Consider the following 26,714-nt stretch of genomic DNA (forward strand, 5'->3'; position numbering starts at 1 on the left):
GAAAAAAATCGTACACCATAGGAAAACGCACCGTAGCCCCTATCTTTTTTTTCGTAGATCGCCCCACGCCGAAAAAAGCCGATCTGCGCCAGTAAATATCCGATCTACGCCAGAAAACAGGCGGTGTACGAATAAAAAAAACTTTTTTGGATTTTATTTGTTTTAGGCGCGCTCCACTGGATTGAAGTATCCAATTTATCAATTTTAGTTTTTCATATCATCATTATACTGCGAAAACTGATCAATACATCAACCCGAAGTGCCATAAAGGGATTGTATTTAAAAAACCTTTTTCAATGTTGTCTTTTACAAGATATCCATTTTCGGAATTCATAATTTGTTTGGTCCCTTTGCTTTTTCCTCCGACTTCAAAATCCATTGTGCCTATTTTAAAATCTACCCACGATGAAGAAATAACGTCATAATTGATCCTTAGCTGATTAAGAAAGAAAGTTTCCCTGACATTTCCGATGTTTTGATTTTCCTTAGCCAGATTATAAACCAAATTCGTATTGTCCAAATATATTTTTTCTACTTTCCCCAAACCGCGCATACCTCCTGTTTCATCTCTCAACTGTGCTATCATGCCAGCCTCTTCAATATAAAGAAGATAATCGGCTACATTGTTCCGACTGATATTTAACATTTCCGCAATCTTGCTCATATTTGGTTTAAAAGGGACACTTTCCGCCACAATTGCTAATAATTGTTTGAGTTTTCTACCCGTCGCAACATTCATTCCGGCATACATAGGGATATCGGTTTCCAAAGTTTGATTAATAACCTGTTGCAATCTCAAATCTAAATTATCTTCTGTTGCAAAAGGATAATATCCTCTCTTCAAATAATCGGCAAACAAAGGCAAAGGATGAGGTATTTGAGGTAAATCGACCTGATGATTCAGGATTTTTTCCAATGTAAATTCCGGAATTTCGATTTTGTGAAATAAGGCTAAATATTCCCGAAAAGACAACCCCTGCATAGCATAAACTACTGCTCTGCGACTCAAATCCGAACTTTCCTTTTTGATATCGAGAACCGAAGATCCTGTGAAAACCACGTTCAGATCTTTATAATAATCATACATCAGCTTCAACTCTTTTGACCAATCGGGATATTTGTGTATCTCGTCGATAAACAAATACTTTCCTCCTGATTTTACAAAAAAACCTGCCAAATCCAACAAACGGTTTTTAGCAAAAAAAAAGTCTTCAGCAGTAACATATAAAGTTTGATTCAAAGGCAAATTCGCTTTGATATATTGCAATATCAGCGTTGTTTTACCGACACCGCGAGGACCGATTAATCCAATCATCCTACTTTTCCAATCAATCCGATGAAACATATAGCGAATAAAATCCGTTGTTGTTTCACTGATCAACTTGCCCGAATATTCAAATAAAGCTTCCATCTCTTTTAGTTTACACAAAGATAGATAAAATGCACCGTCATAGTGCAATTTTCAGCTAATTTTGCACTATGACGGTGCAAAAACCCCCATCTATCGCCAGAGACTTCGCTTAATAAGCACCCCTCACTATTTCACACCCCTTCCCCTCACCTGCGCATAACTCAGCACCCAGAGGAAATAAATCATCATCCTCGGCAGGAACATATTCCGCATAGGGATCATCACCACCAAAGTTGCCTAAGGCTCCGGACATCAGTACAAAAAATCTTACAAAAAAACATTTCGATTTAAAATATTCTGTATCTTTGTATGGAAACAAAATGAAAAATTAATGAAGAAATTTGAAGTGATTTTTCTGACTGAAGCACGAGAATTTTTATTACAAGTTGACGAAAAAAGTCGGGATAAAATTATCTTCAACATTGACAAAGCTAAAGTCAAAAACGACAATGAATTATTCAAAAAACTAAAAGGGGAAATTTGGGAGTTCAGAACGTTGTTCAATAAAACTCATTACAGAATTTTTGCTTTTTGGGATAAAGAAAATAATCAAGAAACTTTGGTTTTGACAACTCACGGAATTATTAAGAAAACAGACAAAACGCCTGAAAAAGAAATTGACAAGGCAGAACAAATAAGGTTGAAGTATTTTGAACTTAAAAACATCAGAAAAAATGGGAACAAAAAATAAAGAATTGGAAATGTTTACTTTCGACCAAATAAAAGATGAATTTATTGGAGAAATTGGAACAGAGAAGCGAACTCAATATGAGCAAGAACTCCAATTAGAGGTGTTAGGAGAAATGATACGAAAAGTTAGACTTGAGCGTAATTTGACACAAGAAGAACTTGGAAAATTGGTTGGAGTACAACGTGCTCAAATTTCAAAACTTGAAAACAATACAACTAATGTAACAATGGAAACCATTTTGAAAGTTTTTGGAGCATTAAAAGCTAAAGTGAACTTCAACGTGGAACTGATGAATAACAGAATTCAAATTGCTGGGTTCAAGAACCGACATTAGATTTCCCCTTCACCTGCGCATAACTCAGCACCCAGAGGAAATAAATCATCATCCCGGGTAAGAACATATTCCGCATACGGATCATCACCCCTAAGTTACCTAAGGCACCCGACATCAGCACCGTACCTAGGATCAAAAACAAGGTCAACCCTTTAATCACAAAAGGTGCTTTACGGAAAGCTTCTACAGGCTTATTCCGCATCACCTTAAAGAATATGAGCAGCAGCAACAGGTTCTCAAACGAAGCCACTAAAGCCGGGACACCGTTAATATCAAAAAACAAGGGTCGAAACAAAAACGTGAACCACTTCAGCGGGGGCGGATAACCACTGATATCTACAGAAGAACCGGTGTGCGAGCGGCTGAGAAGCCCCGCTTTATTGTCGGAATAACTCTCGATACTCTCCACAGAAATCTCTTCGATTTTCACATAGTCCATGACCGTGGGCAATATAACTATCGCACCGGCAAACATGATCGCGCCTAAAAACAAGCGTTTCCCCATAGAGGTACGTCCATCTAAAATATAGGCCGTACCGAAAGCTGCAACCAAGAGAAAAGCAACGTGTGGGCGTACGGCATAAGCAAACAAAAAGCCAAAGGCAATCAACAAAAAACGCTTTGGGATATTCAGCAAACCGTAGGCGAACATGCCTATGGACCAAAAGAGCAAGGTGTCCTTTCCTATACCCGAAGACCAGAAATGCAGCATGGGGATATAAAACAAAAAAGGGAAAAGCTTGAGCCCCTGAAAACGGGAGTTCAGCGGCACCTGCTCATAGGCTATCCGGTAAAAATACAGCATACCCCAAAAGCCCAAAAAGGCATAAACACACGTATTCGCAAAAAAACCCAAACCCAAAAAGCCGGAAAAGAAATAATTAAACCCGTGCATGAAATAGGTCCCCTTGGCTTCCGACAGCAAAGGCATAGCCGTCTCCCAAGATAATCCCCGACCCGCATGCCAATAGCCCCAAGCGTCTCCTCCTCCATTATTGGTCACAAAATAAAAACCTATGGTGGTCAGCATATGCATACCCAACATGATCCACAAGCTGCTTTGATAGCACTCCTGAATCGTCTTAGCAAATTGTTTTGCCAAGGCAACCGATAATACAAATGTTACTATAACAACAAGTATGTCCATAGCGAACTAGCCAGCGTAAAGGTAGTAATATTCCGGTATTCCTATACCGAAATGAGACTTAAGAGCGGATTAATTCCAATAATCTTTCTTGTTGAACCTGCAGTGTATATTTTTGCTGAATAAATTCTCTTGCCTGCGCTCCTCTTTCCTTCAAAAATTGTGGATCTGCAACAACATGCGCTATAACATCGGAAAAGCTTCTTATATCACCAACCAAAAAGCCATTCGCTTCATTCACCACCTCCATATTAGCCCCCACAGCACTCGCAATGCCGGGTATACCACATGCCATATACTGTATAAGTTTGTATGCACATTTTCCCTTCTCCCACTCCGAATCTACCAAAGGCATCAGACCCACATCAAACTTTAGAATTTCCTCCACTTCCGTATCTTCCGACCAAGGGATAAATTTAACCTGTTCATTGAAGCGTCTATTATCTGGTGCACCGATGATATGAAAAAAAAGATTTGGATTAGCCTCAGTCAGCCTTTTTACTTGGTCAGCCAATAACATAAAATGCTTTTCAAATGTTGATTTCGTGCCCACCCATCCAACGATCAACTTATCCGACGTATTATCCCAAACCTTTATCGGATAACGGTCAATGTCTATGACCGTAGGTATAATGAAAATATTGTTAGCCCCTGCTCGCCGAGCTCTATCCGCCAGATAACGATTCCCCGCAATAACATGGGTACTATACCGCATTACCCAGTCTATCTTGTCGCCCAAGAACTTCCTGATCCATCTATTGGGATGTTGATCGTAGTTGTGAAAGACTGCATCATCATAATCCACGATATATTTTATACCGAAGGCGGATAGTATATACTCTCCCCAGGCGGGCAAGTAAGGGAACAGCTCTTTTTCAATGACCAACTTATCATACTTTCCAACGGAAAACAACTTAAAGAAACGACGTAAATAACCTTTCAAAGCTTCGGCTTTCGTTGATCTTCCTGCATACAGATTCGTTAGATAACGCTCGGAGAAAAGAGGAGATACCTCAATCGCCATCCCCTGCTCTTTCAGAAAAGGAAAGTATTGGTAACTTCTCAATCTGCTGCTGCCTGCATTGCGGGAATATTTGGTGAAATAGAGGGCTTTCATGAAAAGCTATTTTATACCTTCTATAACCTCGATGTAACTTTCTGCCGCCTTTTCTATGGAAAAGAACTCCAGTGCTTTATCCCGAATCTGCTGCTTGGAGACTTGTGCAGCTCGACTCATCCAGTCCGTTATAGCTACTTGTTGCATTTCCTGTTCCATACCGTGGTTAAAGATAAAACATTCCGGAAAACTTTTCAGTATTTCCTCCGTATCTCCAATACCCGAAGAAGCTATGGTCGGCAACCCCATTAAAAGGTATTCGCCCAATTTAATAGGAGCCACTCCCTGCATACTGTATGTTGGTCGGCGTAGCGCAAAAGCCGCATCCGCTGCTTTGAGATAAAAAGGAATACGCTCAAAAGCCACTGACTTCACGATCATACCATCTTTCAAATGATCGGGTATGCGATCTTCTGCAAATTGTACATTCCCGGTAAGCACCAAAAATTTTGCTGCCCCTATTTTCAACGAAAGCTCAAACACCTGCAACATCTCCTCCCAACAATATTGTGGGCCTAAAGAACCAGCATATATCCACAGCAGCTCATCTCCCACATTCAATTCCTTACGGGCGATCTCTCGTTCCGCGATATCCGGTATAAAATGCTGCGAGTTTCGTCCATTCAGCACTACCGAAAACTTATGCCGATACTGTTCATCTATAGATTCCACATGTACATCAATAGCTTTCTGCGAACGGGTTATCACCGCATCGGCTTGTAATAGAATTTTCCTTTCTATGGATTTCAGCCAATTATATTGCCAACCTCCCTTTTTCAGTCCGGCAAAATCCACGCGCTCCTCGATAGGCAAGCCATCCGCATCGAAAATAACCTGCAAGTTCTTCTGTCGTATACGCTGTACCATAAAGGCTGGGAAAGTCGAACGAGGCATCACGATATCGATACCGTTCTTTTGGATATATCGAGCTATATTCTTGCTACCCATCATTAGACTGAGCATACTACCTACTGCTGCTACAGGTTTTTTAATAATAGGTACAGCGTTATAGACAATTCCCATATCCTCGGCAGCTTTTTTTACCTGTTGGATTTTCTCTTCGCCCGCCCAAGTAAATTGCAGGACGTGAAACTCTATCGTAGGGTCCTGTTTCATCACCTCATGGAATATAGGCATGAATAGTCCTTCCATATAGGAAGTTTGTGGGCCGTCCCAGGTGATGAAAAGGAGTTTTTTAATGCTTCCCATCAAATTCTCTTTTACTTGCTTTACTTTTAACAGTTGTGTATTTAGATTTAAAGCGTAGAAAATACCTTTCCAATGTAAAGTACGAAATATGAGCAGCAGATATATTGAATAAGATCACACCTATAAACACCAATGAGTACGATACGATATGGTTCGGAAGACCACCATATAGTTTTACCACCGAATAAAACAAAAAAATGACCAAAGGATTATACACATATATTCCGTAGGATATCCTTCCTAAGTAATCAAAAACTCTATTTTCTAAACTTATCACCGGCTTATAATCAGAAATCTGATTTATAATCAAGACAACGACAAAAACAGCGACTATTTCATGATCGATAATAGAAAATAGATGAAATTTATTGAAAGCTATCAGTAACAATAAAAGCCAAGGAAGTAATTGGACTACCGGATGTTTCAGATATTTTAGAATATAACTTTTCTGCCAAAATAAATACGCCCCCAAAGCACCTATTACCAAACATCCGAAACGGGTATAGTGAAGAAGAAATTGGATCGGTTCAAGCTGTAGATATTTCGCAAGTACTTTCAATCCTAAAAAGAAGATTGGAAAAATAACAAGAAATACAAGTATATTCTTTACCTTTTTGACGACCCAGGGCCAAAAAGAGTAAAACTGCTCTTCGACCCCTAACGACCAATAATGTCCTAATAAAGTTGCAGCTACCGTAGTCCCCCCTCCTGCAATTAGCCCATAAGTACTAAATGTATTAATAAAATTAGGCAGAATAGCCAAATACATAAATAACTTTTGCCCAATTGCTGCATAACCAACTATCGCTAAAATCAAGAGCAAGTAAAAATAATATAGAGGCCAGATACGAAACACACGTCTCAGATAAAACTTTTTGATGCTGACCGCACCCGTCTTTTCTAACTCTTTGAACAAGAGATACGTTATCAAAAAACCACTCAAGGTAAAAAACATCGTGACACCATAGTTAGCTAAATCCCAATAGGGAAGCTTATTAAGGCCAAAGTTCTCCAACCTGCCATTGACGTGTGATATCACCACCGCCAGTGCTGCAATAGCTCGGATACCATTTAGCCCCGGTAGAAAAACGGCCTTACTTGTGGTTATACCAACTGTGCCCATTGCTTCATAATTTCTTTTGATGAAAACATAGCGCTATTATTATATGCCCTTTGTGCCAATCTCTTTCTTAGTTCATCATCTTCTATAAGTCGGCTCAACGCTTCGGCAAACTGGTCTATATTATTGTGTTCGACCAAGATACCATCGTCTGCAATAATATGCCTCGGGCCATTCGGTGAATCGTAGGAGATTGCCGGAAGCATGGCTTTCTTGCATTCTATCAACACCATAGGAAAACACTCCGTCTCCGACGTAAGCACAAAAATTGATGTCAATTTTAACATTTCATCCAATTTGTCCGTAGCTGGTATAAACTCAATTCTCTGAATTGAGTTTAAAATTATATAATTCTGAAATTTTTCCAATAAATTTGAATCCCCATTCCCATATACCGCTATCCTCCAATCGGGATATTTCTGATAAATCTTTTCCCAAATTTGGATTAGATGGTCGTATTGTTTCTCCCGATGTATCCTACCCGCTGCCAAAATTACCTTCTCACGGTTATTGTAATTTACGAAGTCTGTATTATCCACTTTAACGAAATTAGGGATCACAATCAAGTTATTCAATCTATAGTATTTCTTTTCATCCTCATTCAGCAGCACCACTTTATGATAATGCTTTAAAAACCACCATTTGTATCTCCAACCTTTCGTCACAGACAATTCGCCGGAACTGTGTATTTCAAGAACTTTTTTGACTTTTGGGTAGAGCAGTGGCACGATGAGAGACGGAATACCTGTCAGTGTGGTAATGATAAGGTCCGGAGCTTCTTTCTTTATCACCTTTTTAAGTCTTTTTAGAAATTGCCAGAGATCTTTGACACGATGACGATTAACACCTTCAAGCCCCAAATCCATCAGCTTAAAAGTATTCTCGGGCGGATAAACGACAGGGTTCTCACCTTGATTCAGCGTTATCACAGTCACGTCATATCCATAAATATCGACCCAAGCATCAATTTTATGGCTAAGCATTCGTTGCACGCCTCCATGCATATGAAATTGATTAACCAAGTACACGATCTTAGTTCTGCTTCTTATAGACTCTTTCATATAGGTTTTCCAGGTTTTGTACATATTTCTTCATCGTAAATACATTATCTACCGATTCAAATCCATTAAGTCCTATTTGTTTTAGATATGCTTTGTCCATGTCAACCAACTTTGTTAACAAAGAGGTCAACTCATTCTGCTCGTGTGGATCAAACAACCATCCTGTCCGGCCGTCTTCCACAAATTCAGGTATTCCACCGACGTTAGAACATAATACCGGAACCTTCATCAACATGGCCTCTACTACAGCAATACCAAACCCTTCTGAAAAAGATGGCAATACAAATAAATCTGCCCGTCCTAAATATTGATGTGGATTATCAGAAAAGCCAACAAAATCTACTTTTTCCTCAATTCCTAATTGTACTGCTACATTTTTCAGGTTTTCCCGTTCTCGCCCGTCACCTACTAACGTCAGTCGAACCGCTCTCTTCTTAATTTCCGAAAGGGCAATCAACAACGCTTCTACATTTTTTACCTTTTCAAGTCTTCCTACATATACGATCTCAAATGCATTTGTTTTCTTTTCTGTATCCGTAACAGATGGTGCATTCGCGGGGTTATAAATAACGGCACCTTTATCAGACTTAATTTCACCGGTATCAATCAGATAATTTTTTACGGCCTTTGAAACGCATACGACTTGGTCTGCTAAGCGATAAACCAGCGAAAAAACCTTTCGCGCAATCTTAGAATGATTAGGAATACCGATTTCCTCGCCTATAATCCCGTTAACGCCTGCCAGCTTTGCAGCAATAATTCCGTGAAAATTAGCTTCTCCCGCAGCTGTGTGTACAATATCCGGTTTTATCTTTTTAAACAATTTATAGAGAATGAGTATATTTTTCAAGTTACGGATTGAAAAATTACGATCCAAAATAATAACCTTACACCCTCTTTCTTTTAAGATAGCCTCGGCATTTCCACCATACCCCAAAGCGACAAACGTATAATCATGATGCAAAAGGTTTGGGTCGGCCGTAAAACTTATATACTTACGTTCTTGCCCACCAAAATCTAATAATGTGGTTAAGCGTAAGACCTTCATATACTTTTAGGTTTGAAAAATGACAGATATAAATCACTGATCTTTTCAGCATACTTGTCTTCTGTATACTCCTGAAGGGCTTTATTGTAGCCGGTTTCTCCCATTTGCTTCTTTAGCTCAGCATCTTGATATAATATTTCCAACTTCTCTGCGATCGCTGATACATCTTTAGGTTCAACCAGAAAGCCTGTTTCTTGGTCATCAACAATATATTTCATTCCCCCCACCCGTGTAGCCAGTACGGGGAGCTTATTTAACATCGCTTCCGCTAACACCAAACCAAAAGCTTCTCGAGCAGAAACCAATGCAAACACATGCATCATTTGATAAAACAGGGTAGTATCTGATTGATAACCTACAAAAACAACTTTATCCGAAATGTCTAATTCATGAGTTAGTTTTTCATATCTTATCCGTTCGGGTCCGTCGCCTACCAATAATAACTTAACATTGCTTTTGTTTTCGGCAAATCGTGCAAATGCTTTAATCAAATCCGAAAAACGCTTATGGCTGTCCTGCAACATTCTACCCGTCGAACCGATCACAAAATCATTTAATGTGAAACCAAATTTTATTTGGGCTTCCTGAGTCTCATTTGCCGAAACTTCTCTGGGCAACGCTACGCCGTTATTGATGGTAATTACTTTTGATGCAGAAAGACGAAGTTTTCCTTTCAGATATTCTTCTGTAACACTTTCCGAAACACCGATCACTTTATTAGCTGTTTTTGAAAAAAATCTCATCAACATATGTCCCTTCCAAGACCTATTCTTTGGGTCTGACGTTTCTTCAATGATAATATAAGGAACTCTTTTTAGCCAGCCATTAATCGCGGCCATCGTGACTCCTTCAAATACGGCACCATGGACAATATCGGGTTTGTACGCTTCTATGATCTTTTGCACTTTCTTGTGCTGTGACCACTGAAAGGGATGCTTTAAGATACCTATAGGAATTACGTCAGCCCCTTCATTCCTAATCTTATCCACTAAATTGCCCGAAGCATTTGTGCAGATGATCTTTTGTTGAAATCTGTCTTTGTCTAGAAGCCGCGCAAGTGATAACCGTGTCCTTTCGACGCCTCCTGAGGATATCGTTTCTTGTATATGCAAGATTTTGATTTTCATCTTTATTACCCTTTCAAATGGAAAAATTTATTTTCATCCTCTATCATTTTTATTAATACTTCTCTCTTCTCACTTGTCACAAACGGACATATTGCTATCAGCTTTCTCAAATCAATTTTTATATCTTCCTTTTCAATTTCAATAGTATCAATATCCAATAATATTGGAGAGACAGCAATATGTTGTTTCCTATTGACGGATAAATAATAGTCCTGAAATTTAAAATCGCCCCCAAAAATCTTATCTGACAACGTAATATGCAAATTAGGAATTCGATATGCATCTGCCACGATAATACCATGCAAAGATGTCGAGAGTATATTTTCACAAGACAGAATTTGATCAACAATCAATTGATAATTGGTAAAAACCATAAGATCTATAACCAAAACATCATTTCTTTTCCTCATCTTACTAACCCAAGGATGATCGTAATCATAATAATGTGGAATTATTCCAAACTTAAATCTTTTGGAATGTCTTGGATAATACATAAGTGGTAGTAACAACGCGGGATCACCGTAGATCTCCGGACACTGAATATTATGGTTGAGATATATTTCTCTGGACTTTGGTCCCCGAACAGCCAAAACAGAAGCAGGCTTTGAAATTTTCCCACAATTTTTATCGGAAATAAAGCCGGCACCCCAAACTATACAATTGTTTTTGACCCATTGCAAAATACTTCCTACTACTGCATAATTCTTAAATCCCAACGAATGAAAAACAAACCTAGAAATATTTTTTGACGGCAGCACCTTTTTCCCGGAGAGAAACTCGACAATAGGGGTTCCTAGTGCATCTCCAAAATTCTTGGTATGAGGAAAACCATCAACAAAAACAAATTTACTTTGATTGAAAATATACTTCAAAAGCGTTTTAGGCATTTCTGCCAAATATTTAATATGTGGATGCATCTCAGACGATATTATATGTAACCCATGAATTATTTAAATTTACTCCGTAACGAGGAAATCAATACTATCAAACTATATTGATTCTTATCTACCAAAAAACCAAGAAATCGCGTATACTTCGTTCCTTGCAAATATTGGATGATTCTGTCTTTGAACCTACCACTCAATTTTATCAATATGTTCTTTTTCTGTTTAAACTTGAGCCTAGAGTTTAGGATTGAAAAGAAATAAAGTGAAACAACGTACCCTAGGTTTCTTGAGATTATTTTTTCGTCGAGGTGATGTGCCTCCATTACATTTAAAAGCGAATGGAAAAGTAAGGACGTATCCTCTATATGTAATTCTCTTCTACTTAAACTATCTTCTCTCTTCTGGTAATAATAGACGGATTCGTTATGAAATGCAATCAGCTTCGTTTTAAACAAATACTGAAAATTAAACAAGCCATCTTCTCCGTTGTGGAGCCGTTCATCGAATCTAACATTTCTCTTTTTAATAATCTCTGAATTATAAAACTTCCCATACGGACCAGAAAAATGAGGAAAAAGGGTATATTTTTCAAAAAACATCAAGGTTGATATAGGAGCTTCTTCAAAGCGGATCTCTTTTATCTGCCCATTATAAGCTATTTGATCAATACCTACAAAAATACAATCCGCTTGACCCCAATTCTTTTCCAAAACATTCAAATAATTCTCGCCTACCCGATCATCACTGTCTACAAACGTAATCCAATTACCGGATGCCTGCTCAATTCCGAAATTCCTCGCAGAACTGACACCTCCATTTTTTTTATGAAAGACTTTTATACGTAAATCTTTAGTGGCATATTTATCACAGATCATTCCGCTAAGATCTGTAGAACCGTCGTCAACCAAAACTAATTCAAAATCAACAAAAGTTTGGTTAATTATGGATTGAATACATGCATCTAAATATGCTTCCGCGTTATATACAGGGATTATTATACTGAGTATCATAAATTAGCATCATAATGAATCATCGCAAATGTCTTTAAACTTTTTTTTCTAACATGACAGTCAATGCTCAGTCCTTATTTTATACAACATTTGAAATTAATTTCGATTTATAAATGCTTTTAAAACGTTTAAATATGAATAACCATTTTCCATATCAGGCTCCAACATATTTCCTTCGGCCCATTCATTCCACGACTTTAATATAACGAAAGAAGGTTCAATAGCATGTTGAATTAAAAATTCCTCAGATTTTTTTAATTGTTCTAAAAACAGCTTTGGTGTCGTATTTTTCAATATTAGACCTCTATAGCCGCTCCTAGGCGTATTATCCCAATTAGCGATTATACATGGAAATGTCGGCACATTGGTTTTTATAAATTCCATTTCCTTAACGATTATGCTTGCATCATTGACACAAACCTCGGAGTCTCTAGCTATTTTTGCCAATTCATATTTTATTCTTCTAATAACCTTAGTATAAAACGAGCCACGAGTATTTGTTAAAAGGCGGGATGTCCACGCTTTTTGAAATGCATTGGATACTTTTGCGTCAACCCCCATCTGTTTAAAATCTAAATTATCTGGATTCTTATTACTAGCACAGAAGTAAATTCCTTTTAAGCCATTAGCGATTGCCAATTTATTTAGCTCAGCTATATAAGTAGGTGCTTGAGCAGCTATTTTTTCTATATCGTAAATCATTAGCAACGGCTTCCCGTCCACTTTAATATATCGATCGTCTTTGAAAAATGATAATAGATAATTAAAATGATTAACAATATCCTCATCCATTGGATAAGTTTGCTCGACTAATATTCTATTGGTCAAACCATGCCAAATACCAGACCAAGTTTCGTTTGCCCAACAAAAACAAAATGGGAAATCAGGTTTACCGGTGGCCAATACCTCATTAGCAATACGCTCCAAAACTTGCTTCCCATTACCAAACCAGTAGTGATAGTATATGAATCCGTAGACACCATATTCTTTCGCCATATTTGCCTGTTGCTCCCTAACCTCAGGAACACGCAAATCATAATAACCTAAATCGGCCGGTACTTTAGGCTGTTTATGCCCCTTAAACAAAGGCTTGGCTTTTCCGACATTCGTCCACTCTGTGAATCCTTTGCCCCACCATTCGTCATTTTGAGGTATAGGATGATACTGTGGCAAATAAAATGCTAAAGGCTTTATATCTGACATAACTAAATTATTTTAACTGAAATTTGATTCTATTTTATAAAACTCCTTAATTTCATTAACTATTTTATCGATTTGTTCTTCATTCAGATCATAATAAAACGGCAATCTTAACAAACAATCCGTAAAATAATCAGAGTTAATAATATCCACCTCCATATTATCTTTCAAAAAATAGTCACTTTTATTTAAGCTCAAATAATGAAACACTGGGTGTATATCCTGTTCTTTCATAAACTGGATCAATGCTGTACGCTCCTCGTAGCTTCTACATACCATATAAAACATATGTGCATTGTTACTTGCATAGTCAGGAATGAGGGGCAATTGTAAAAAGCCTTCCTCAGCCAAATACTTTAATCCATCGTAATAACGATCCCAAATCGCTATTCTTCTAGCCTGTATCTCTTCCAAATGCTCCAACTGTCCATACAAAAAAGCCGATATAATCTCTGATGGCAAAAAAGATGAGCCAATATCGACCCAACCGTATTTATTTACTTCACCACGGAAAAATGCACTCCTATTGGTTCCTTTTTCACGGATGATTTCCGCTCGTTCAAAAAATCGTTCATCATTAATTACCAACATCCCCCCTTCACCTGCAATGATATTTTTGGTTTCGTGAAAGGAAAAGCTTCCAAAATGCCCAATGGATCCCAATGCTTTTTTTGTGCCGTCCGAAAACGTATAATAACTATCAATAGCCTGCGCCGCATCCTCGACCACAAATAGATTATACTTCTCTGCAAGAGACATAATAGCTTCCATATCGCAAGCTACTCCAGCATAATGAACAGGAACAATCACTTTGGTTTTATCCGTAATCAATCGATCAATCTCTTCAGGATCTACATTGGGATTGTCCGAACAAGAGTCAGCAAAAACCAACTTCGCCCCCCTTAGTGCAAAAGCATTGGCAGAAGAAACAAAAGTATAGCTTGGAACTATCACTTCATCACCTTCTTTAATATCACAAAGAATAGCCGCCATTTCCAATGCATCGGTACAAGAAGTTGTCAATAAAACTTTTGAAAAACTATACCTGTTCTGAAAAAATTCCTGACATTTTTTCGTAAAGATGCCATCACCTGAAATTTTTCCACTTTTGACAGCTTCTTCTATATATTTCAGCTCTTTCCCGATGATAAATGGTTTATTGAATGGTATCATATTATCTTATAAATCTTGCCGGATTCCCTACATAGAGTCCGGGCTGTTCTATACTTTTAATCACTACCGTTCCGCCGCCAATCTGTGTTTGGGCGGCTACGGATATATTATCTATAATCGTTGCATTTATCCCGACCACACATTGTTCATCCATGTTGACAAATCCTGCTATCGCCACGGATGGTGACAAAAAGCAATGGTTTCCGATTTTTGAATCATGAGCAACAGTCCCAGAAACATTCATGAGCACATTGTCTCCTATCTCTACATATTGATCGATCAGACAACCGGGATAAATAACACTACCTTTTCCTATCTTGACAGACTTATCCATATAAACAGAAGAATGTATAAATGTATAGAAAGGAACGTTATCACTCAGATTTTCAAATATCTGTTTGCGAAATGCCATATGATTATACCCTACAGCAATCAAAACAGCATCAAATGTATGCTTAGCATATTCCGCTGTAACGGTATCATTTCCTCCGATTACAGGAATCCCATGCATCATAGTTCCCTTAACCTGAAAGTCGTCAAAGAAAGCCACTACTTTGTCCTGCGTATCCTGATAGATATGATACGCGATCTGCTGCCCTAAGTGTCCTGATCCGACGATAGCGATACGCTTCATATATGGTTTTTTAATTCTTTAAAACTGGAAATCTTATGCGCGGGATAACGGTATATTCCGTCACGATCAATTAACAAGGTATTCATACCCAAAGTCTTCGCCGGAATAAAATCCAGCTTCAAAGAATCGCCTATGTACAAAACCTCACTGGGATCAACATCTAACCGATCAATGGCTATCTGATAAAACTCCAAACTAGGCTTTCTTACTTTTTCTGTTTCTGAAATAATAATCTCGTCAAATACATCCTGCCCGATCAATGCCCCAATCAGATCAGATAAGGAGGAATTAAAATTGGAAAGAATAGCTTTACGGATATTCAATTCAAATAGATATTGGCAGTCATCAAAGGCTTGCCAAGGCTGATATGTACAGTTGCTAAACAGATCCTCCAGTAATTCTTCTGTAGGAAGAATACCTAAGCTCAGCAAAAGTTCCGTATTAAAATCACGATAGAAATCTTTAGAAGTCCTGTCCGGAAAGTTAATCACCTCCGAAAGGAGCTTATGACGCTTCTTCAGTTCTTGTCTGTCCACCTCATAATCATGAGCAGTCAAAACCTCCTGTATCCTATCCCAAAGCGTTGGCTTATGAATCAAAGTATTAGCGGCATCAAACAATAGTATTCTCATATACTAAAAAATAAAATGTTCAAAGGAATTATCTTTTAGTTTGGAAAGATCTCGTTGCTTTGGATAAATGACATCCATCAAAATTCGCACCGCGCTTCCTTCAGTCACCTGCACATTAGTAGGCTCTAAATTGTATAAATATTCTTCTAATGTATATCTTACATCTTCAAAACCAAAATTGGAGCGAATGGAATTGGTTCCTGAAATCCTACAGTTTATTTCAAAAGGAACAATATTTCCCTCATCATCGACAATCGATTGCAGATTGGCACTTCCCTTGAACCGATTGACCGCGATCATCTTTATCAGAATTTGTTTTAATTTCTTATCATAATCACGGTTCACGAAACACTCGTTCGTAGCTCCATTATCCAATTTGCGTTCGAGGGTAATAAAACCATGCAATTCATTGCTCTTATTGACATAAAAAGCTGTCGTAATTTCCTTCCCCTTGATTAGCTTTTGTACCATATAACTATCATCGAACCCGGTTATATCTGCCGGATTGATATGTATTCCGCGAGAACCTCTTCCTTCTCTCGGCTTCACAATGGTGTCATCAAATTTTCCCGTCGGATAATTCTTAGGCAGATAGGCTTCTGCAAATGGAAGGCTATGCTCTTTATGGAACATATAAGAAATATATTTGTCGAGATACGTCTGAGCCGTTTCCAATTCACTTACTACAACCTCGCCTTTGAGCTTTGCTCTATTTAAAGCCAGATAATAAACTTCGTAATCTGTAGATGGTATAATCAGGTCAACAGCCTCTGCTAGGACAATCTTATTGATCTGTTCGATATAACTTTCTTCCATCGCATACGGTACTTTATAAAAAGCATCGCAAAGATGATTGCCCGCTGAAAAATTAGTTACATTGCACCCTACTATACGAATAGGGAATCCCGTTTTAAGTATATTCCGCATAATTCCCTGTCCGACATTACCTCCTATTCCCGTAACTAAAACTGTCTTTTTTTCCATGCTATTAATTCTTTAATTCCCTGCTCTAAGTGGGTCAAATTATATTCTGAATACGGAAATGTATCTTGTTTATATTCAACAGAACGAGCACTATCAACTCCTTCATAAATTATCTCACACCCTGTTTCCTTTTGAATCATCTCAGCTACCTGGGCATTGCTGTAATTCTCTTCAGCAATGGCTAGCTGTATTTTATTTTCATCCAATAGTGCCAATTTCTTCGCCAAGACCGCTATATCATTCACACAAATATAATTTTGTTTTCTCGCTCCGTTACCAACCAGCCTGATTTTTTTATCGGACAAAGCATCATCAATTATTCTTGGCAAGAAAGTCTCATTTTTCATTCCGATCCCATACATAGATGAAACTCGTACAATGATGAACTTCTTGTGTTCCGAAACAACTTTTTCGGCCCACAGCTTACTTATCCCATATATGGATGACGGCGATACTGGAGTCGTTTCATCAATGGTTGTGTCGCTTAACCCATCATAGACCGCTACTGTTGAAAAATAAACTATTTTAGCATTAGAAAACTGATTACATAGTCTTCGGACCAATTCTATATTCACGTTAAACAACTTCTGCGAATCTGATAAATCATCACTAATCCATGCGCTGACAATATATACAACATCATAAACGTCTTCGAGTTTTTCCAAGGCCGATAGCGAAAATTGGTTCACAAACCATACTGATGGAATCGAATGATACAAACCATCTACTTCATCAGAAGGATGCTGCCGTAAGATAGCTCGCGACAATATACTGTTCGTGCCTACAACAAGTATCTTCATGGCTATAATTTTTCGACTTCCGGTATTTCTATTCTGTATTGCTTATCTTTCCAAACGGCCAAACCTATATCTTGCCAAGGTTGTTCCATTTGTCTTTTGAGGAAGTCTTTTTCCCAGCTATGTGGGGTTTCTACCTTTTTTAGTTTGACAATAAATTCTGCATCGCTTAAATCTACTCCATTTTTCGCTGCCCAAAAAGCAGTAAAGTCACGGATTCCCTTTTCTAAATTCGCTTGGTTGATTTTATTGTGATCGACGCGGAAAGACCATTTAGCCCAAATAGGACCCGATAAGTAATTGCCGGGAGTACCATCTCTATCCATTATAGGTAGCCAAATTTGTTTATTTGAATCTCTATCTAAATAAACGACCGAAATTAGATGATTATATTCGCTAAAGTGATAATCCATGAATACATCGTGACCTGTTATTCCTAAGGAGACTTTAGTAATTTTATTTATTTTGTAAGACACTCCTTCCAACAAATGGTTAAAAGAAGTTCGACCGAGTCCTATTTTGTCACGGATAACTTTGTTCAACGGCGAATTGTAAGAAACGATGATTTGTAATACGATCATAGTACCTACACCATATGTAATCAAGCCAATTTTTAAATCTTTTAGCCTAAAATTCTTCAATAATTTGAGTTCGTCTTCTTTAGGTGGGAGAACAGGAGGCGTATAACCACAATTTTCCTCGGTACAACGCTCTGTCGTTCTATTATCTGCAACAAATCGATACACCATTTTACCAACGTGATAAATCCCGGGAACACGAAGTAACCAACTTAGGGGTTTTGTATACCCCATGCTGGCTAGAACCTGAATATACGTATCCAACCCCTTATAAATCTTACCCTTTTTAATCGAGTAAATGTTATCCAATAAAGTTTCATAAGAGATGCTTTCCAGCAAAGGATTTTGTTCAGCATACGACTGAACAGTTTTGAACTCTACTTTTTTCCATATATCAAAATGTTGAATCAAAATTTTGGTACGATTACACAAGGGACATTCTCCATCGTAATAAAAAGTAATTTTCGGTGAAGGTTGTTGATTTCGCCTAAACAACTTTTCCCACCAGCTTACAGGAGCCATTAAAAGGTATATGCTGCACATGCCCAATGCAAACCAAGGAATTGGGTAGCAAATCAAAATCCCTAAATGCAGCCCTATTCCTATAACTAACGAAAGAACTCGCCATTTTTTTCTAAAGAAAATAAATAGGAACGCAGCTTCGAACAATAATGCTATATACCCTAAACCAAGAACCAAATATTTTTGATTCATCAGCCAATTTAGCGAAATAAATGCTGTTTGTGGAACCGAGCTTGGTAGCCATAAACCTAAGCCCTCTCTCCAAAAGCTAGATGAAAGCTTAAAAAAAACAGAATCGAAATACACAAAAGCAATCCCCAAAAGAACGGGTACATAATACGACAGGACACTCACCTCGGTTGGAGGATTATAAGCATAACGTGTGTTAGAATACTTAAATTTTACAAATAGTCTATCCAAAGACAGATTACGGGAAACAGGAAGAAATATCAATAAAAAGTTAATCCCCATATAGGCATAAAACATATGATATTCGAAGGTATTGATACTACCAATCAGGATAAGCGAGAGTAAGTAATTGATAATAGTAGCAAAACGAGTAAATGCCCCGATCAGGATAAAAAACACGGAAATTCCCCAAATTACAATTGGAATTCCAAAGTTAATTTCAGCTTTATCCAAATAAGGTATTTTGTCAAAAATCAAATGTCTGAAATAATAAAACTGACAGATTTCAGCGAGTAAAACGAGCGAATAAACAATTCGAAAGATCGATAGCCCTAAACCTGAAATTTGCTTACCGTACAATTTTCTTACAACATTCATTAAGCTAGAATTTTATTAAATATTTTCTTTGCATATTCAAACGATGAATACTTTTCGACCATCTGAACTGCATAATTTGAATATTCTTTATACTCTTCTTTACGCAACTGAATAATTTTGTATATACTTTCAGCTAAAGCGCTAGTATCTTTAACAGGAACCTTAAAACCATTTTTAGCATTTACGACCATATTGACTAGTATACCTGTATCAAAGCCCACTACGGGTGTGCCACACGCTAGGGCTTCCGACACCATCATAGGACCAGAATCTTCAATAGAAGTATTTACAAACAAGTTTGAAGCTTGGTATAATAAAGACAATAATCTATAGTCTTTAATAAAAGGAATAAATGCTCTTTCAAATTTCAAGTCACTGAAAACACTTTCATCCTTAAATTTAGAGACTACCAATAAAACCACTCTTTCTTTGTTATGCTCATCTAATAAATGATGTAATTTATTCAATGCTTCATATAGGTATTTAAAACCCTTTCTTTCATCGTTAACATAATATGCTCCACATAATATATAGAATTTATTTTCATCAAATTTGAATATTTTTCTAGCCTCTTCTCTTGTCCTATCATTCATAATATCGGTATCAATAACCGAATTTAAATTCTCAATAGTTAGTTGATGTTTATATATCTGAGATTTTTTTGCCTGTAACAAAGTCAGTCCAGATCCAGCAACAATATTAAAATCGGCCAATTTAGCATTATGCTGCTTAATCTTTAAATTTCTAGAAGCAATATACTTTAATCTACGATCGATTATTGCAGGACAATTTTCACAGGTATCTTCATATCCACGACAATCCCAAGCATAATGACATCCTCCAGTAAAATGATTCATATCTACAGTTATGTTAAAAACCTTGGCGCATGATTTTAACGCTATATTTTTAACATCTGTAGTGTTTAAAAACCCAAAAATTAACCCAACAAAAATAAAATCTGGAACAAACTCTATGTCATTAAAAAAGTTGTTAACATCAATATTCTTTCTTGACTCATCACTACTAAGAAAAAGATATTTGTGATCTGTTTTTAATACAGATTTTACCCGCAATAAAGGTACTTTATCTTTAATTCTATTAATAAATCTGGAGAGCAAAACTTCTAAGATGCGCGTATTTTTATAAGGCTTTACAAAATCATGTGTTGATGTTTTATGTTTAACTACCATACAAACATTGTAAGACATGGAGGTTAAAATTTCTGAAATCTTAACCATAGCATCTCCTGCACCATTTGTATCATTAGTCGAAAGAATTAATACATTCTTTTTCTTATATTCAGACATAATTACTGCCAAATTAAAGGAGAGACAATAATACCGTTATTCGTATCACCATTTATTCTAATCTGATCTCCTGTGTCTACAATTTCAAACCTTACCCCACCATCAATAAAATCAAATAATCCTATATTTGGCACATCTACTGCTACAGACAATTTATAAACACCAGCAATTAATACACTTCCATTTAACGTTGCTATAAATTCATTTAAACCTTCTTTTAAATTAAATCTATTAATAAACAATACATTATCGTAACAATCTAAAATGGCCACATTAACCCTCATCTGATTTTGGTATTTCCGGCACAAAATTTTGATCTCAAATTTTATTTGCTCATCATGTGCAAATTCTTTATTAACAACCCCATCTTTGCTGACCATTCGTACACCAATTATTTGTACCTCTTTTGCCTTGTCTTCTATATAGGTGAACACATTTATAGATTTTGAATCAGATGAAACATAACGATCCAATACTTTTTGAATATTTCCTTGGCTCGCAATAGTTCCATTCCGCATTAGGACACCTTGATTACACAGAGTCTTCACCGCCGCCATGTTATGGCTCACAAACAATACCGTCCTTCCTTCACCTTTGGAGACATCCCCCATTTTGCCCAGACACTTTTTCTGAAACTCTGCGTCACCTACTGCCAGCACCTCATCCACGATTAATATCTCCGATTCTAGATGAGCTGCCACCGCAAACGCCAACCTAACATACATACCCGATGAATAACGCTTGACTGGCGTATCAATATAGCGTTCAACGCCAGAAAAATCTACGATTTCATCAAATTTTCGGTTAATTTCTTTACGGGTCATTCCTAAAATAGCTCCATTCAAATAGATATTTTCTCTTCCCGTCATCTCCGGGTGAAAACCTGTGCCAACCTCCAATAAAGAAGCAATTCTACCTTTATACCGAATGCTTCCTGTTGTGGGTTTAGTGACACGAGACAGCAATTTCAACAAAGTAGATTTACCCGCGCCGTTCCTACCTATAATCCCCACAGCATCACCCTGTTGAATTTCAAAATTAACATCTTTTAACGCCCACACATAATCCGAGGAGCCTTTTTGAGCACGGTCGTTTACCTCTCCTATTTTTAAATATGGGTCTTCCTTTCCACGCATTCTGTGCCATAAACGATTAAGGTCATGACTCAATGTACCTGTCCCAACCTTTCCTAATCTGTACTGCTTTGATACATTTTCTGCTTTTAATATTATATCATTCATATCTACTGTTACGTGATTAAATCTTTTTGAGATTACAATTAAATTGTGTCCATAAAGCCTCTTTGTGCTTTATTAAAGAAAATGGCACCCATAACTAATAATACACTAATAAATGATGCAGAATAGATCAACATATCTGCATTAAAGTCTCCAACCCCTAAATAAGCATATTTAAAACACTCAAAAATCCCAGAAAGAGGATTGAGTGCGACAATAGCTTTAAGCTTTTCTGGTATAGCCGACATAGGGTATATCACTGGCGTAGCATACATAAACAACTGTACACCAAGACCTAGCAACATGGAAACGTCCTTATACTTTGTGGTTAGGCTAGATAATATCATGCCTGCTCCCAAAGCAAAAGCCACCATCAACACGATCAAAACCGGTGTCATCAATATCCATAGATTAGGCTGTATATTCCCCATGAAGGTATAATAAAGCACCACAGATATAAACAATAAGAATTGCACACTAAATTGCATAAGATTGGAAACAACAATAGCAAGTGGCATGATCAATCTCGGGAAATAGACCTTACCAAATATATTCGCATTGGTAGTAAAGACATTAGCTGTAGCCGTCAAGCTTGTAGAAAAATAATTCCAAAGGATAATCCCCGAAAGATAAAATGCTGCTTGTGGCGCATCATCAGTAGATATCTTTGCTATATTGCCAAAGACAAACGTAAATATAATAGTGGTAAATATAGGATTTACAAAAAACCAAACAGGGCCTAATATCGTTTGTTTAAAATAGGTAACAAAGTCCCTTTTGACTAATAAAAGAACCAAATCCCTATACCTCCACACTTCTTTGAGATTTAAATCCAATAGACTCGATGTTGGTTTAATCTCTTGAGACCAGCTCGCTTTTGCAATCTCCTCCTCTGTATAACTCATTTTACTATATTTGTGAAATTACTATTATATATTCGACGGTACTTAAAAAGAGACGATATCGGCATACTTCCACGCAGCCATACGCTCTTGATTGAGATCAACTACCGTTACCTGAATATGCGGATTTCTTTGGACAATAACAGACATGGTAGGTCCTCCTACGTAACCAGCGCCTATACAGCATATTCTATTTATCCTTTTCATAGTTGCTAATAATGGCGATATAATATTACGCCTTTTCTATGATTATATTGTTAAATTTCAAATATTTATTTAACTACCCTCTTCAAATACTCTCCATAACCGCTCTTACACAAGGGTTCAGCAATCTCTAACAACTGCTCCCTGTCGATATATCCCATACGATACGTACTTCCTCAATAGCACCAATCTTCAACCCCTGCCGCTGCTCGATGACCTGCACAAACTGCCCTGCCTGCATCAGCGAGCTGAACGTTCCCGTATCCAGCCGGCGGTACCCCGGTCGAAGACGCCTACCTTGAGCCTGCCTTGCTTGAGGTATTCTTTGTTGACGTCGGTAATCTCATATTCACCCCGTGCTGAGGGTTGTATGTTCTTCGCAATCTGGACCACATCATTGTCGTAGAAATAAAGTCCCGGCACGGCATAGTTGGATTTTGGCTGTGCGGGCTTCTCTTCAATAGAGACGACTGTCTTGTTGCCATCAAACTCGACGACACCATAGCGCTCGGGGTCTTGTACGGGGTAGGCAAAGACGACACCACCGGACTGCCGTGTGGCTTCCTGCAGAAGCTTCGACATACCGCTACCGTAGAAGATGTTATCTCCCAGCACTAAAGCTACCTTGTCTGATCCGATAAACTCTTCGCCAATGACGAAGGCTTGTGCCAGCCCATTGGGCGCTGCCTGCTCGGCATATTCGAAGCGGCATCCGATGCGCCTGCCATCGCCCAGCAGCTTCCGGAAATGGGGCTGGTCGGGTGGTGTCGAGATGATCAGAATCTCGTTGATCCCCGCCAGCATCAGCGTGGATAGGGGATAATAGATCATCGGCTTGTCGTAAACGGGCATCAGCTGTTTGCTGACGGCCAGCGTCAACGGGTGTAAGCGTGTGCCGGATCCACCGGCGAGTATTATTCCTTTCATATATTTTCAGTCACTCCTTTACTTTCCAATAGCCTTTACATATTTTCTGTATGCGATGAATACCGGAGCCAATACGTTCTATGATACCTTTTGCTTGTAACTGCTTTAAGTACCTTTGTACCGTCCGTTGTGTTAGATGGAGTGAGATCGCCGGAAAGCTCATCCGTATGTAATTTTCGGAGAAGTAAAAACATTCTTCTCCATAGGCTTGCAATATACGAGGCAATCCTGAGCCCAACTGTTCTACCATTTCCAAATCACGGTAAATACGCATCATTGCTTTATTTTCTATACGGTTGGTTTCCATGGTTACTCTTCTCGCTTAAACAATACAATTTTGGCTTGCTGCTCATCGGGTTTCCACGTATAGACCGTTATTTTCTTTTTAATCAGCTTTGCGGCCTTTTCGGCAACCTCCTCTAGATAGTCCTTATCTAATTTTTCGCCCATGACGAGTACTTCCAGATGTCCTGAATCGATTCCTTTGGCATAATCGCCCAATAATGCGACTTCTTCGACATCTCCTGCCCGCTCGAATACACGATCAACGAATTTATCTATGCCTAAAAAATGGTGTATGAGTCCTTGTAGCGAAGAGAACAGCGTATGCGCTGTATTGGCCCGGTAGATGATCTTTTGATCATTCTGCTCACGGAGGAGATAACCTGCGTCGGTGAGCTGGTTGAGTTCCTTGCGGATGGCATTCGTCGACTCATTGAATTCCCCGGCAATACCCCGCAGATACCCGCTATTGCTAGCCGACACAAAAAACTTGATCAGTAATTTTAGGCGAGTCTTAGAGGTGATCAGTGCGTTCAACATGGTTCTTTATTGCATTGAGAGCAACAAAAGTACTCGTTTGGTTTTTAATTTGCAAATATTTGTTCCTAACGGGCTCCTAAAGTCCTGTGCTACCTATAAAGTCCGAAAAAACAGGTCTTTTGTTTTTCTGCTTTTTTGTGATTTTGTTTTTTTGTGTTTTTGCTTTTTTGTGCTACTGCGAAAAGCCGAATAGCGAAAAAGCGATAGATCGGCCGTTCACTCCCTAAGAGACAAAAGATGAACCCTCGCTGGATATGAATAGTTTTCCGAGTTCCGGTTTAGGTTCGATTGACAATTGAATCAAATTCGTCTCCATTCGACGTTTCAATCGTAATAAAATTTCTCTTATATTACCAAGTGTTGTTTCCCTATCTTCTACTGGAATATAGGTGAGGTCTATATCTACCGACAGCCGTGGCATATTCCGTACAAACAGGTTTATGGCTGTCCCACCATGCAGTGCCAATTTCCTCTCTTCTCCCACAAATGGCAATACGTCTAACAACAGCCTTACTTGTTCTCTATATTCCTTTTTCATTTCTTTCCAATTCTTTTGGCACTGTTATTTGATATTTCGCATTGTATATTCCATTTGGCACTATACTCCTTTTGCCTTTACCTAAGTCGACCTTATCGTACTGCAAGTATTTAAACCAGTTATGGTTAACCTTATCAGCCATATATAAGAATAGCCGCTTCACCTTTACAGAACTACACCTTTCCAGTAATTCCTGTACATGTTGAGGACGCAGATTGTTCAGCCCCTCTAGGATTTCATAACATTCAATAAGAGACTGTTCTTTGGGTGCAAGATAGAGACACTCCATGATAGATCTCAAAGGTGAAGATATGCGGATCATATAACCGTTATAATTGAAATCGACCACCCCGAGACCTGTAGGTAAGAAATCCGTTTGTATGAACGTAAATTTGCCTTTCCAGCCTTCGTAATTGACAAACCATTTTGGAAGAGTTTCCCGGAGTGGACCGAATAAAATCATTTTTTGCTGATGCAGATGGAGATAGTGGGCTTTTCCATGGATTCCGAGTGCAGACTTCCCTCCGATATGTACATTGAGCTCAAGTTGACGCTGTAAAGCAAGCAACGCCCCTTCGATTGTAACCTGATCACCTGTCCTGACCATAGCACCGGTACCGATGGATTCGAACCAGTTACTCTTCCTGTACTGTCTCTGTAATTCAAAACTGTAGCCGTTCTCTGCCATCCATGAACTCGTAAAAACAACACCTTGTGGTTGAGACTGTAACAAGAGGTTTATTTTTGACAAATTTTCTGTACTCATAATACAAAAATACTATTTTATTTAAACAAAAAAATACGTATTGTTTAAAAAAATCAATGTGTATGCATTATAAATACATCTATAAAATTAAATATAAACAGACGGCTGTCTGATCGGTTTCTACTCAAGAACGCGACTTTTTCAAGACAAACCTCCTCATATATACAAGTTTTTCAAGGTAGTTTTGGTTTTTGCAGTGTCTCTGGTCTTTTAATCGCCCAACAAGGCGACTTCTTCGACATCTCCGGCCCGCTCGAATACACGATCAACGAATTTATCTATGCCTAAAAAATGGTGTATGAGTCCTTGTAGCGAAGAAAACAGCGTATGCGCTGTATTGGCCCGGTAGATGATCTTTTGATCATTCTGCTCACGGAGGAGATAACCTGCGTCGGTGAGTTCCTTGATCAGTAATTTTAATATTTGTTCCCTAACAGGCTCCTAAAGTCCTATGCTACCTATAAAGTCCGAAAAAACAGGTCTTTTGTTTTTCTGTGTTTTTGTGTTTCTGCTTTTTTGTGTTTTTGCTTTTTTGCTTTTCTGCG

Annotated in this window: 28 protein-coding genes and 1 pseudogene; 2 read left to right on the forward strand and 27 right to left on the reverse strand. The window is 38.1% G+C overall.

Translation table 11 applies throughout. The annotated features are described in order from the left end of the window. Positions 1-241 precede the first annotated feature (241 nt). Entirely contained in the window at positions 242-1,411 is a 1,170-nt protein-coding gene (locus tag G5B30_RS16025; RefSeq protein WP_165321023.1) for an ATP-binding protein, read from the reverse strand. Between the two features lie 109 nt (positions 1,412-1,520). Then, positions 1,521-1,664 carry a hypothetical protein gene (locus G5B30_RS16030; RefSeq protein ID WP_165321024.1) on the reverse strand — a complete coding sequence of 48 codons (144 nt, stop codon included), beginning with the start codon at positions 1,662-1,664 and terminating at the stop codon, positions 1,521-1,523. 78 nt (positions 1,665-1,742) lie between these two features. Between G5B30_RS16030 and G5B30_RS16035 the strand changes: the two genes are divergently transcribed. Together G5B30_RS16035 and G5B30_RS16040 are read left to right on the forward strand one after the other, a co-directional pair. Next, a complete protein-coding gene (locus G5B30_RS16035) occupies positions 1,743-2,102 on the forward strand; it encodes a type II toxin-antitoxin system RelE/ParE family toxin (RefSeq protein ID WP_165321025.1) in 360 nt (119 codons plus the stop codon). Then, entirely contained in the window at positions 2,086-2,436 is a 351-nt protein-coding gene (locus G5B30_RS16040) for a helix-turn-helix domain-containing protein (protein WP_165321026.1), read from the forward strand. Before G5B30_RS16035 ends, G5B30_RS16040 begins: the two co-directional genes overlap by 17 nt. Here G5B30_RS16040 and G5B30_RS16045 read toward each other — a convergent pair. The 25 genes and pseudogenes from G5B30_RS16045 to G5B30_RS16165 all read right to left on the reverse strand — a co-directional run bounded on the left by G5B30_RS16045 (position 2,420) and on the right by G5B30_RS16165 (position 26,169). Beyond that, positions 2,420-3,538, reverse strand: coding sequence for a hypothetical protein (locus G5B30_RS16045; RefSeq protein ID WP_206367163.1), 1,119 nt, complete (start codon positions 3,536-3,538; stop codon positions 2,420-2,422). The two genes, G5B30_RS16040 and G5B30_RS16045, sit on opposite strands and share 17 nt — an antisense overlap. Before the next feature lie 103 nt (positions 3,539-3,641). Next, positions 3,642-4,697, reverse strand: a complete 1,056-nt coding sequence (locus tag G5B30_RS16050) for a glycosyltransferase family 4 protein (RefSeq protein ID WP_165321028.1) — start codon at positions 4,695-4,697, stop codon at positions 3,642-3,644. Positions 4,698-4,703: 6 nt separating this feature from the next. Next, positions 4,704-5,906, reverse strand: coding sequence for a glycosyltransferase family 4 protein (locus G5B30_RS16055; RefSeq protein ID WP_165321029.1), 1,203 nt, complete (start codon positions 5,904-5,906; stop codon positions 4,704-4,706). Further along, on the reverse strand, positions 5,893-7,029 hold the full coding sequence (locus G5B30_RS16060; RefSeq protein ID WP_165321030.1) for an acyltransferase family protein: 1,137 nt from the start codon (positions 7,027-7,029) through the stop codon (positions 5,893-5,895). Before G5B30_RS16060 ends, G5B30_RS16055 begins: the two co-directional genes overlap by 14 nt. Continuing rightward, positions 7,011-8,087 carry a glycosyltransferase gene (locus G5B30_RS16065; protein ID WP_165321031.1) on the reverse strand — a complete coding sequence of 359 codons (1,077 nt, stop codon included), beginning with the start codon at positions 8,085-8,087 and terminating at the stop codon, positions 7,011-7,013. Before G5B30_RS16065 ends, G5B30_RS16060 begins: the two co-directional genes overlap by 19 nt. Then, positions 8,059-9,135 (reverse strand): glycosyltransferase, encoded by a 1,077-nt coding sequence (locus G5B30_RS16070; RefSeq protein WP_165321032.1) that lies wholly within the window; start codon positions 9,133-9,135, stop codon positions 8,059-8,061. Before G5B30_RS16070 ends, G5B30_RS16065 begins: the two co-directional genes overlap by 29 nt. Beyond that, positions 9,132-10,262, reverse strand: a complete 1,131-nt coding sequence (locus G5B30_RS16075; protein WP_165321033.1) for a glycosyltransferase — start codon at positions 10,260-10,262, stop codon at positions 9,132-9,134. Before G5B30_RS16075 ends, G5B30_RS16070 begins: the two co-directional genes overlap by 4 nt. Positions 10,263-10,267: 5 nt before the next feature. Continuing rightward, entirely contained in the window at positions 10,268-11,179 is a 912-nt protein-coding gene (locus tag G5B30_RS16080; RefSeq protein ID WP_165321034.1) for a polysaccharide pyruvyl transferase family protein, read from the reverse strand. Between the two features lie 29 nt (positions 11,180-11,208). Continuing rightward, the gene (locus G5B30_RS16085; protein WP_165321035.1) at positions 11,209-12,159 is read right to left on the reverse strand and encodes a glycosyltransferase family 2 protein; all 951 of its coding nucleotides are present in this window, start codon (positions 12,157-12,159) and stop codon (positions 11,209-11,211) included. A gap of 96 nt (positions 12,160-12,255) precedes the next feature. Beyond that, entirely contained in the window at positions 12,256-13,362 is a 1,107-nt protein-coding gene (locus G5B30_RS16090; protein WP_165321036.1) for a glycoside hydrolase family 99-like domain-containing protein, read from the reverse strand. A 12-nt stretch (positions 13,363-13,374) separates the two neighbouring features. Further along, entirely contained in the window at positions 13,375-14,532 is a 1,158-nt protein-coding gene (gene rffA, locus G5B30_RS16095) for a dTDP-4-amino-4,6-dideoxygalactose transaminase (RefSeq protein WP_165321037.1), read from the reverse strand. 1 nt (position 14,533) lies between these two features. After that, on the reverse strand, positions 14,534-15,166 hold the full coding sequence (locus tag G5B30_RS16100; protein ID WP_165321038.1) for an acetyltransferase: 633 nt from the start codon (positions 15,164-15,166) through the stop codon (positions 14,534-14,536). Continuing rightward, complete coding sequence (locus G5B30_RS16105; RefSeq protein ID WP_165321039.1) at positions 15,163-15,798, reverse strand: HAD family hydrolase; 636 nt, start codon at positions 15,796-15,798, stop codon at positions 15,163-15,165. Before G5B30_RS16105 ends, G5B30_RS16100 begins: the two co-directional genes overlap by 4 nt. Before the next feature lie 3 nt (positions 15,799-15,801). Further along, a complete protein-coding gene (locus tag G5B30_RS16110) occupies positions 15,802-16,782 on the reverse strand; it encodes an ATP-grasp domain-containing protein (protein ID WP_165321040.1) in 981 nt (326 codons plus the stop codon). Beyond that, the gene (locus tag G5B30_RS16115) at positions 16,761-17,582 is read right to left on the reverse strand and encodes an NAD-dependent epimerase/dehydratase family protein (RefSeq protein WP_165321041.1); all 822 of its coding nucleotides are present in this window, start codon (positions 17,580-17,582) and stop codon (positions 16,761-16,763) included. Before G5B30_RS16115 ends, G5B30_RS16110 begins: the two co-directional genes overlap by 22 nt. A 2-nt stretch (positions 17,583-17,584) precedes the next feature. Next, entirely contained in the window at positions 17,585-19,465 is a 1,881-nt protein-coding gene (locus G5B30_RS16120; protein WP_165321042.1) for a DCC1-like thiol-disulfide oxidoreductase family protein, read from the reverse strand. Then, positions 19,465-20,772: a glycosyltransferase gene (locus G5B30_RS16125; RefSeq protein WP_165321043.1), complete on the reverse strand. Its 1,308-nt coding sequence runs from the start codon at positions 20,770-20,772 to the stop codon at positions 19,465-19,467. The genes G5B30_RS16120 and G5B30_RS16125 overlap by 1 nt, the downstream gene beginning before the upstream one ends. Before the next feature lie 2 nt (positions 20,773-20,774). Further along, positions 20,775-22,013 (reverse strand): polysaccharide ABC transporter ATP-binding protein, encoded by a 1,239-nt coding sequence (locus G5B30_RS16130; RefSeq protein WP_165321044.1) that lies wholly within the window; start codon positions 22,011-22,013, stop codon positions 20,775-20,777. A 38-nt stretch (positions 22,014-22,051) separates the two neighbouring features. Further along, positions 22,052-22,915, reverse strand: a complete 864-nt coding sequence (locus tag G5B30_RS16135) for an ABC transporter permease (RefSeq protein WP_165321045.1) — start codon at positions 22,913-22,915, stop codon at positions 22,052-22,054. Between the two features lie 42 nt (positions 22,916-22,957). Further along, entirely contained in the window at positions 22,958-23,119 is a 162-nt protein-coding gene (locus tag G5B30_RS16140) for a hypothetical protein (protein ID WP_206367164.1), read from the reverse strand. A gap of 65 nt (positions 23,120-23,184) precedes the next feature. Then, a pseudogene (rfbA, locus tag G5B30_RS16145) lies at positions 23,185-24,043 on the reverse strand (glucose-1-phosphate thymidylyltransferase RfbA). Between the two features lie 10 nt (positions 24,044-24,053). Further along, entirely contained in the window at positions 24,054-24,350 is a 297-nt protein-coding gene (locus G5B30_RS17305; RefSeq protein ID WP_206367165.1) for a hypothetical protein, read from the reverse strand. Between the two features lie 2 nt (positions 24,351-24,352). Then, the gene (locus G5B30_RS16155; protein WP_165321046.1) at positions 24,353-24,865 is read right to left on the reverse strand and encodes an ArsR family transcriptional regulator; all 513 of its coding nucleotides are present in this window, start codon (positions 24,863-24,865) and stop codon (positions 24,353-24,355) included. A gap of 223 nt (positions 24,866-25,088) precedes the next feature. Beyond that, complete coding sequence (locus G5B30_RS16160) at positions 25,089-25,403, reverse strand: nucleotidyl transferase AbiEii/AbiGii toxin family protein (RefSeq protein ID WP_165321047.1); 315 nt, start codon at positions 25,401-25,403, stop codon at positions 25,089-25,091. After that, the gene (locus G5B30_RS16165) at positions 25,387-26,169 is read right to left on the reverse strand and encodes a type IV toxin-antitoxin system AbiEi family antitoxin (RefSeq protein WP_165321048.1); all 783 of its coding nucleotides are present in this window, start codon (positions 26,167-26,169) and stop codon (positions 25,387-25,389) included. Before G5B30_RS16165 ends, G5B30_RS16160 begins: the two co-directional genes overlap by 17 nt. Positions 26,170-26,714: the final 545 nt, after the last annotated feature.

Source organism: Sphingobacterium sp. SGG-5 (assembly GCF_011043525.1).
GTDB lineage: Bacteria > Bacteroidota > Bacteroidia > Sphingobacteriales > Sphingobacteriaceae > Sphingobacterium.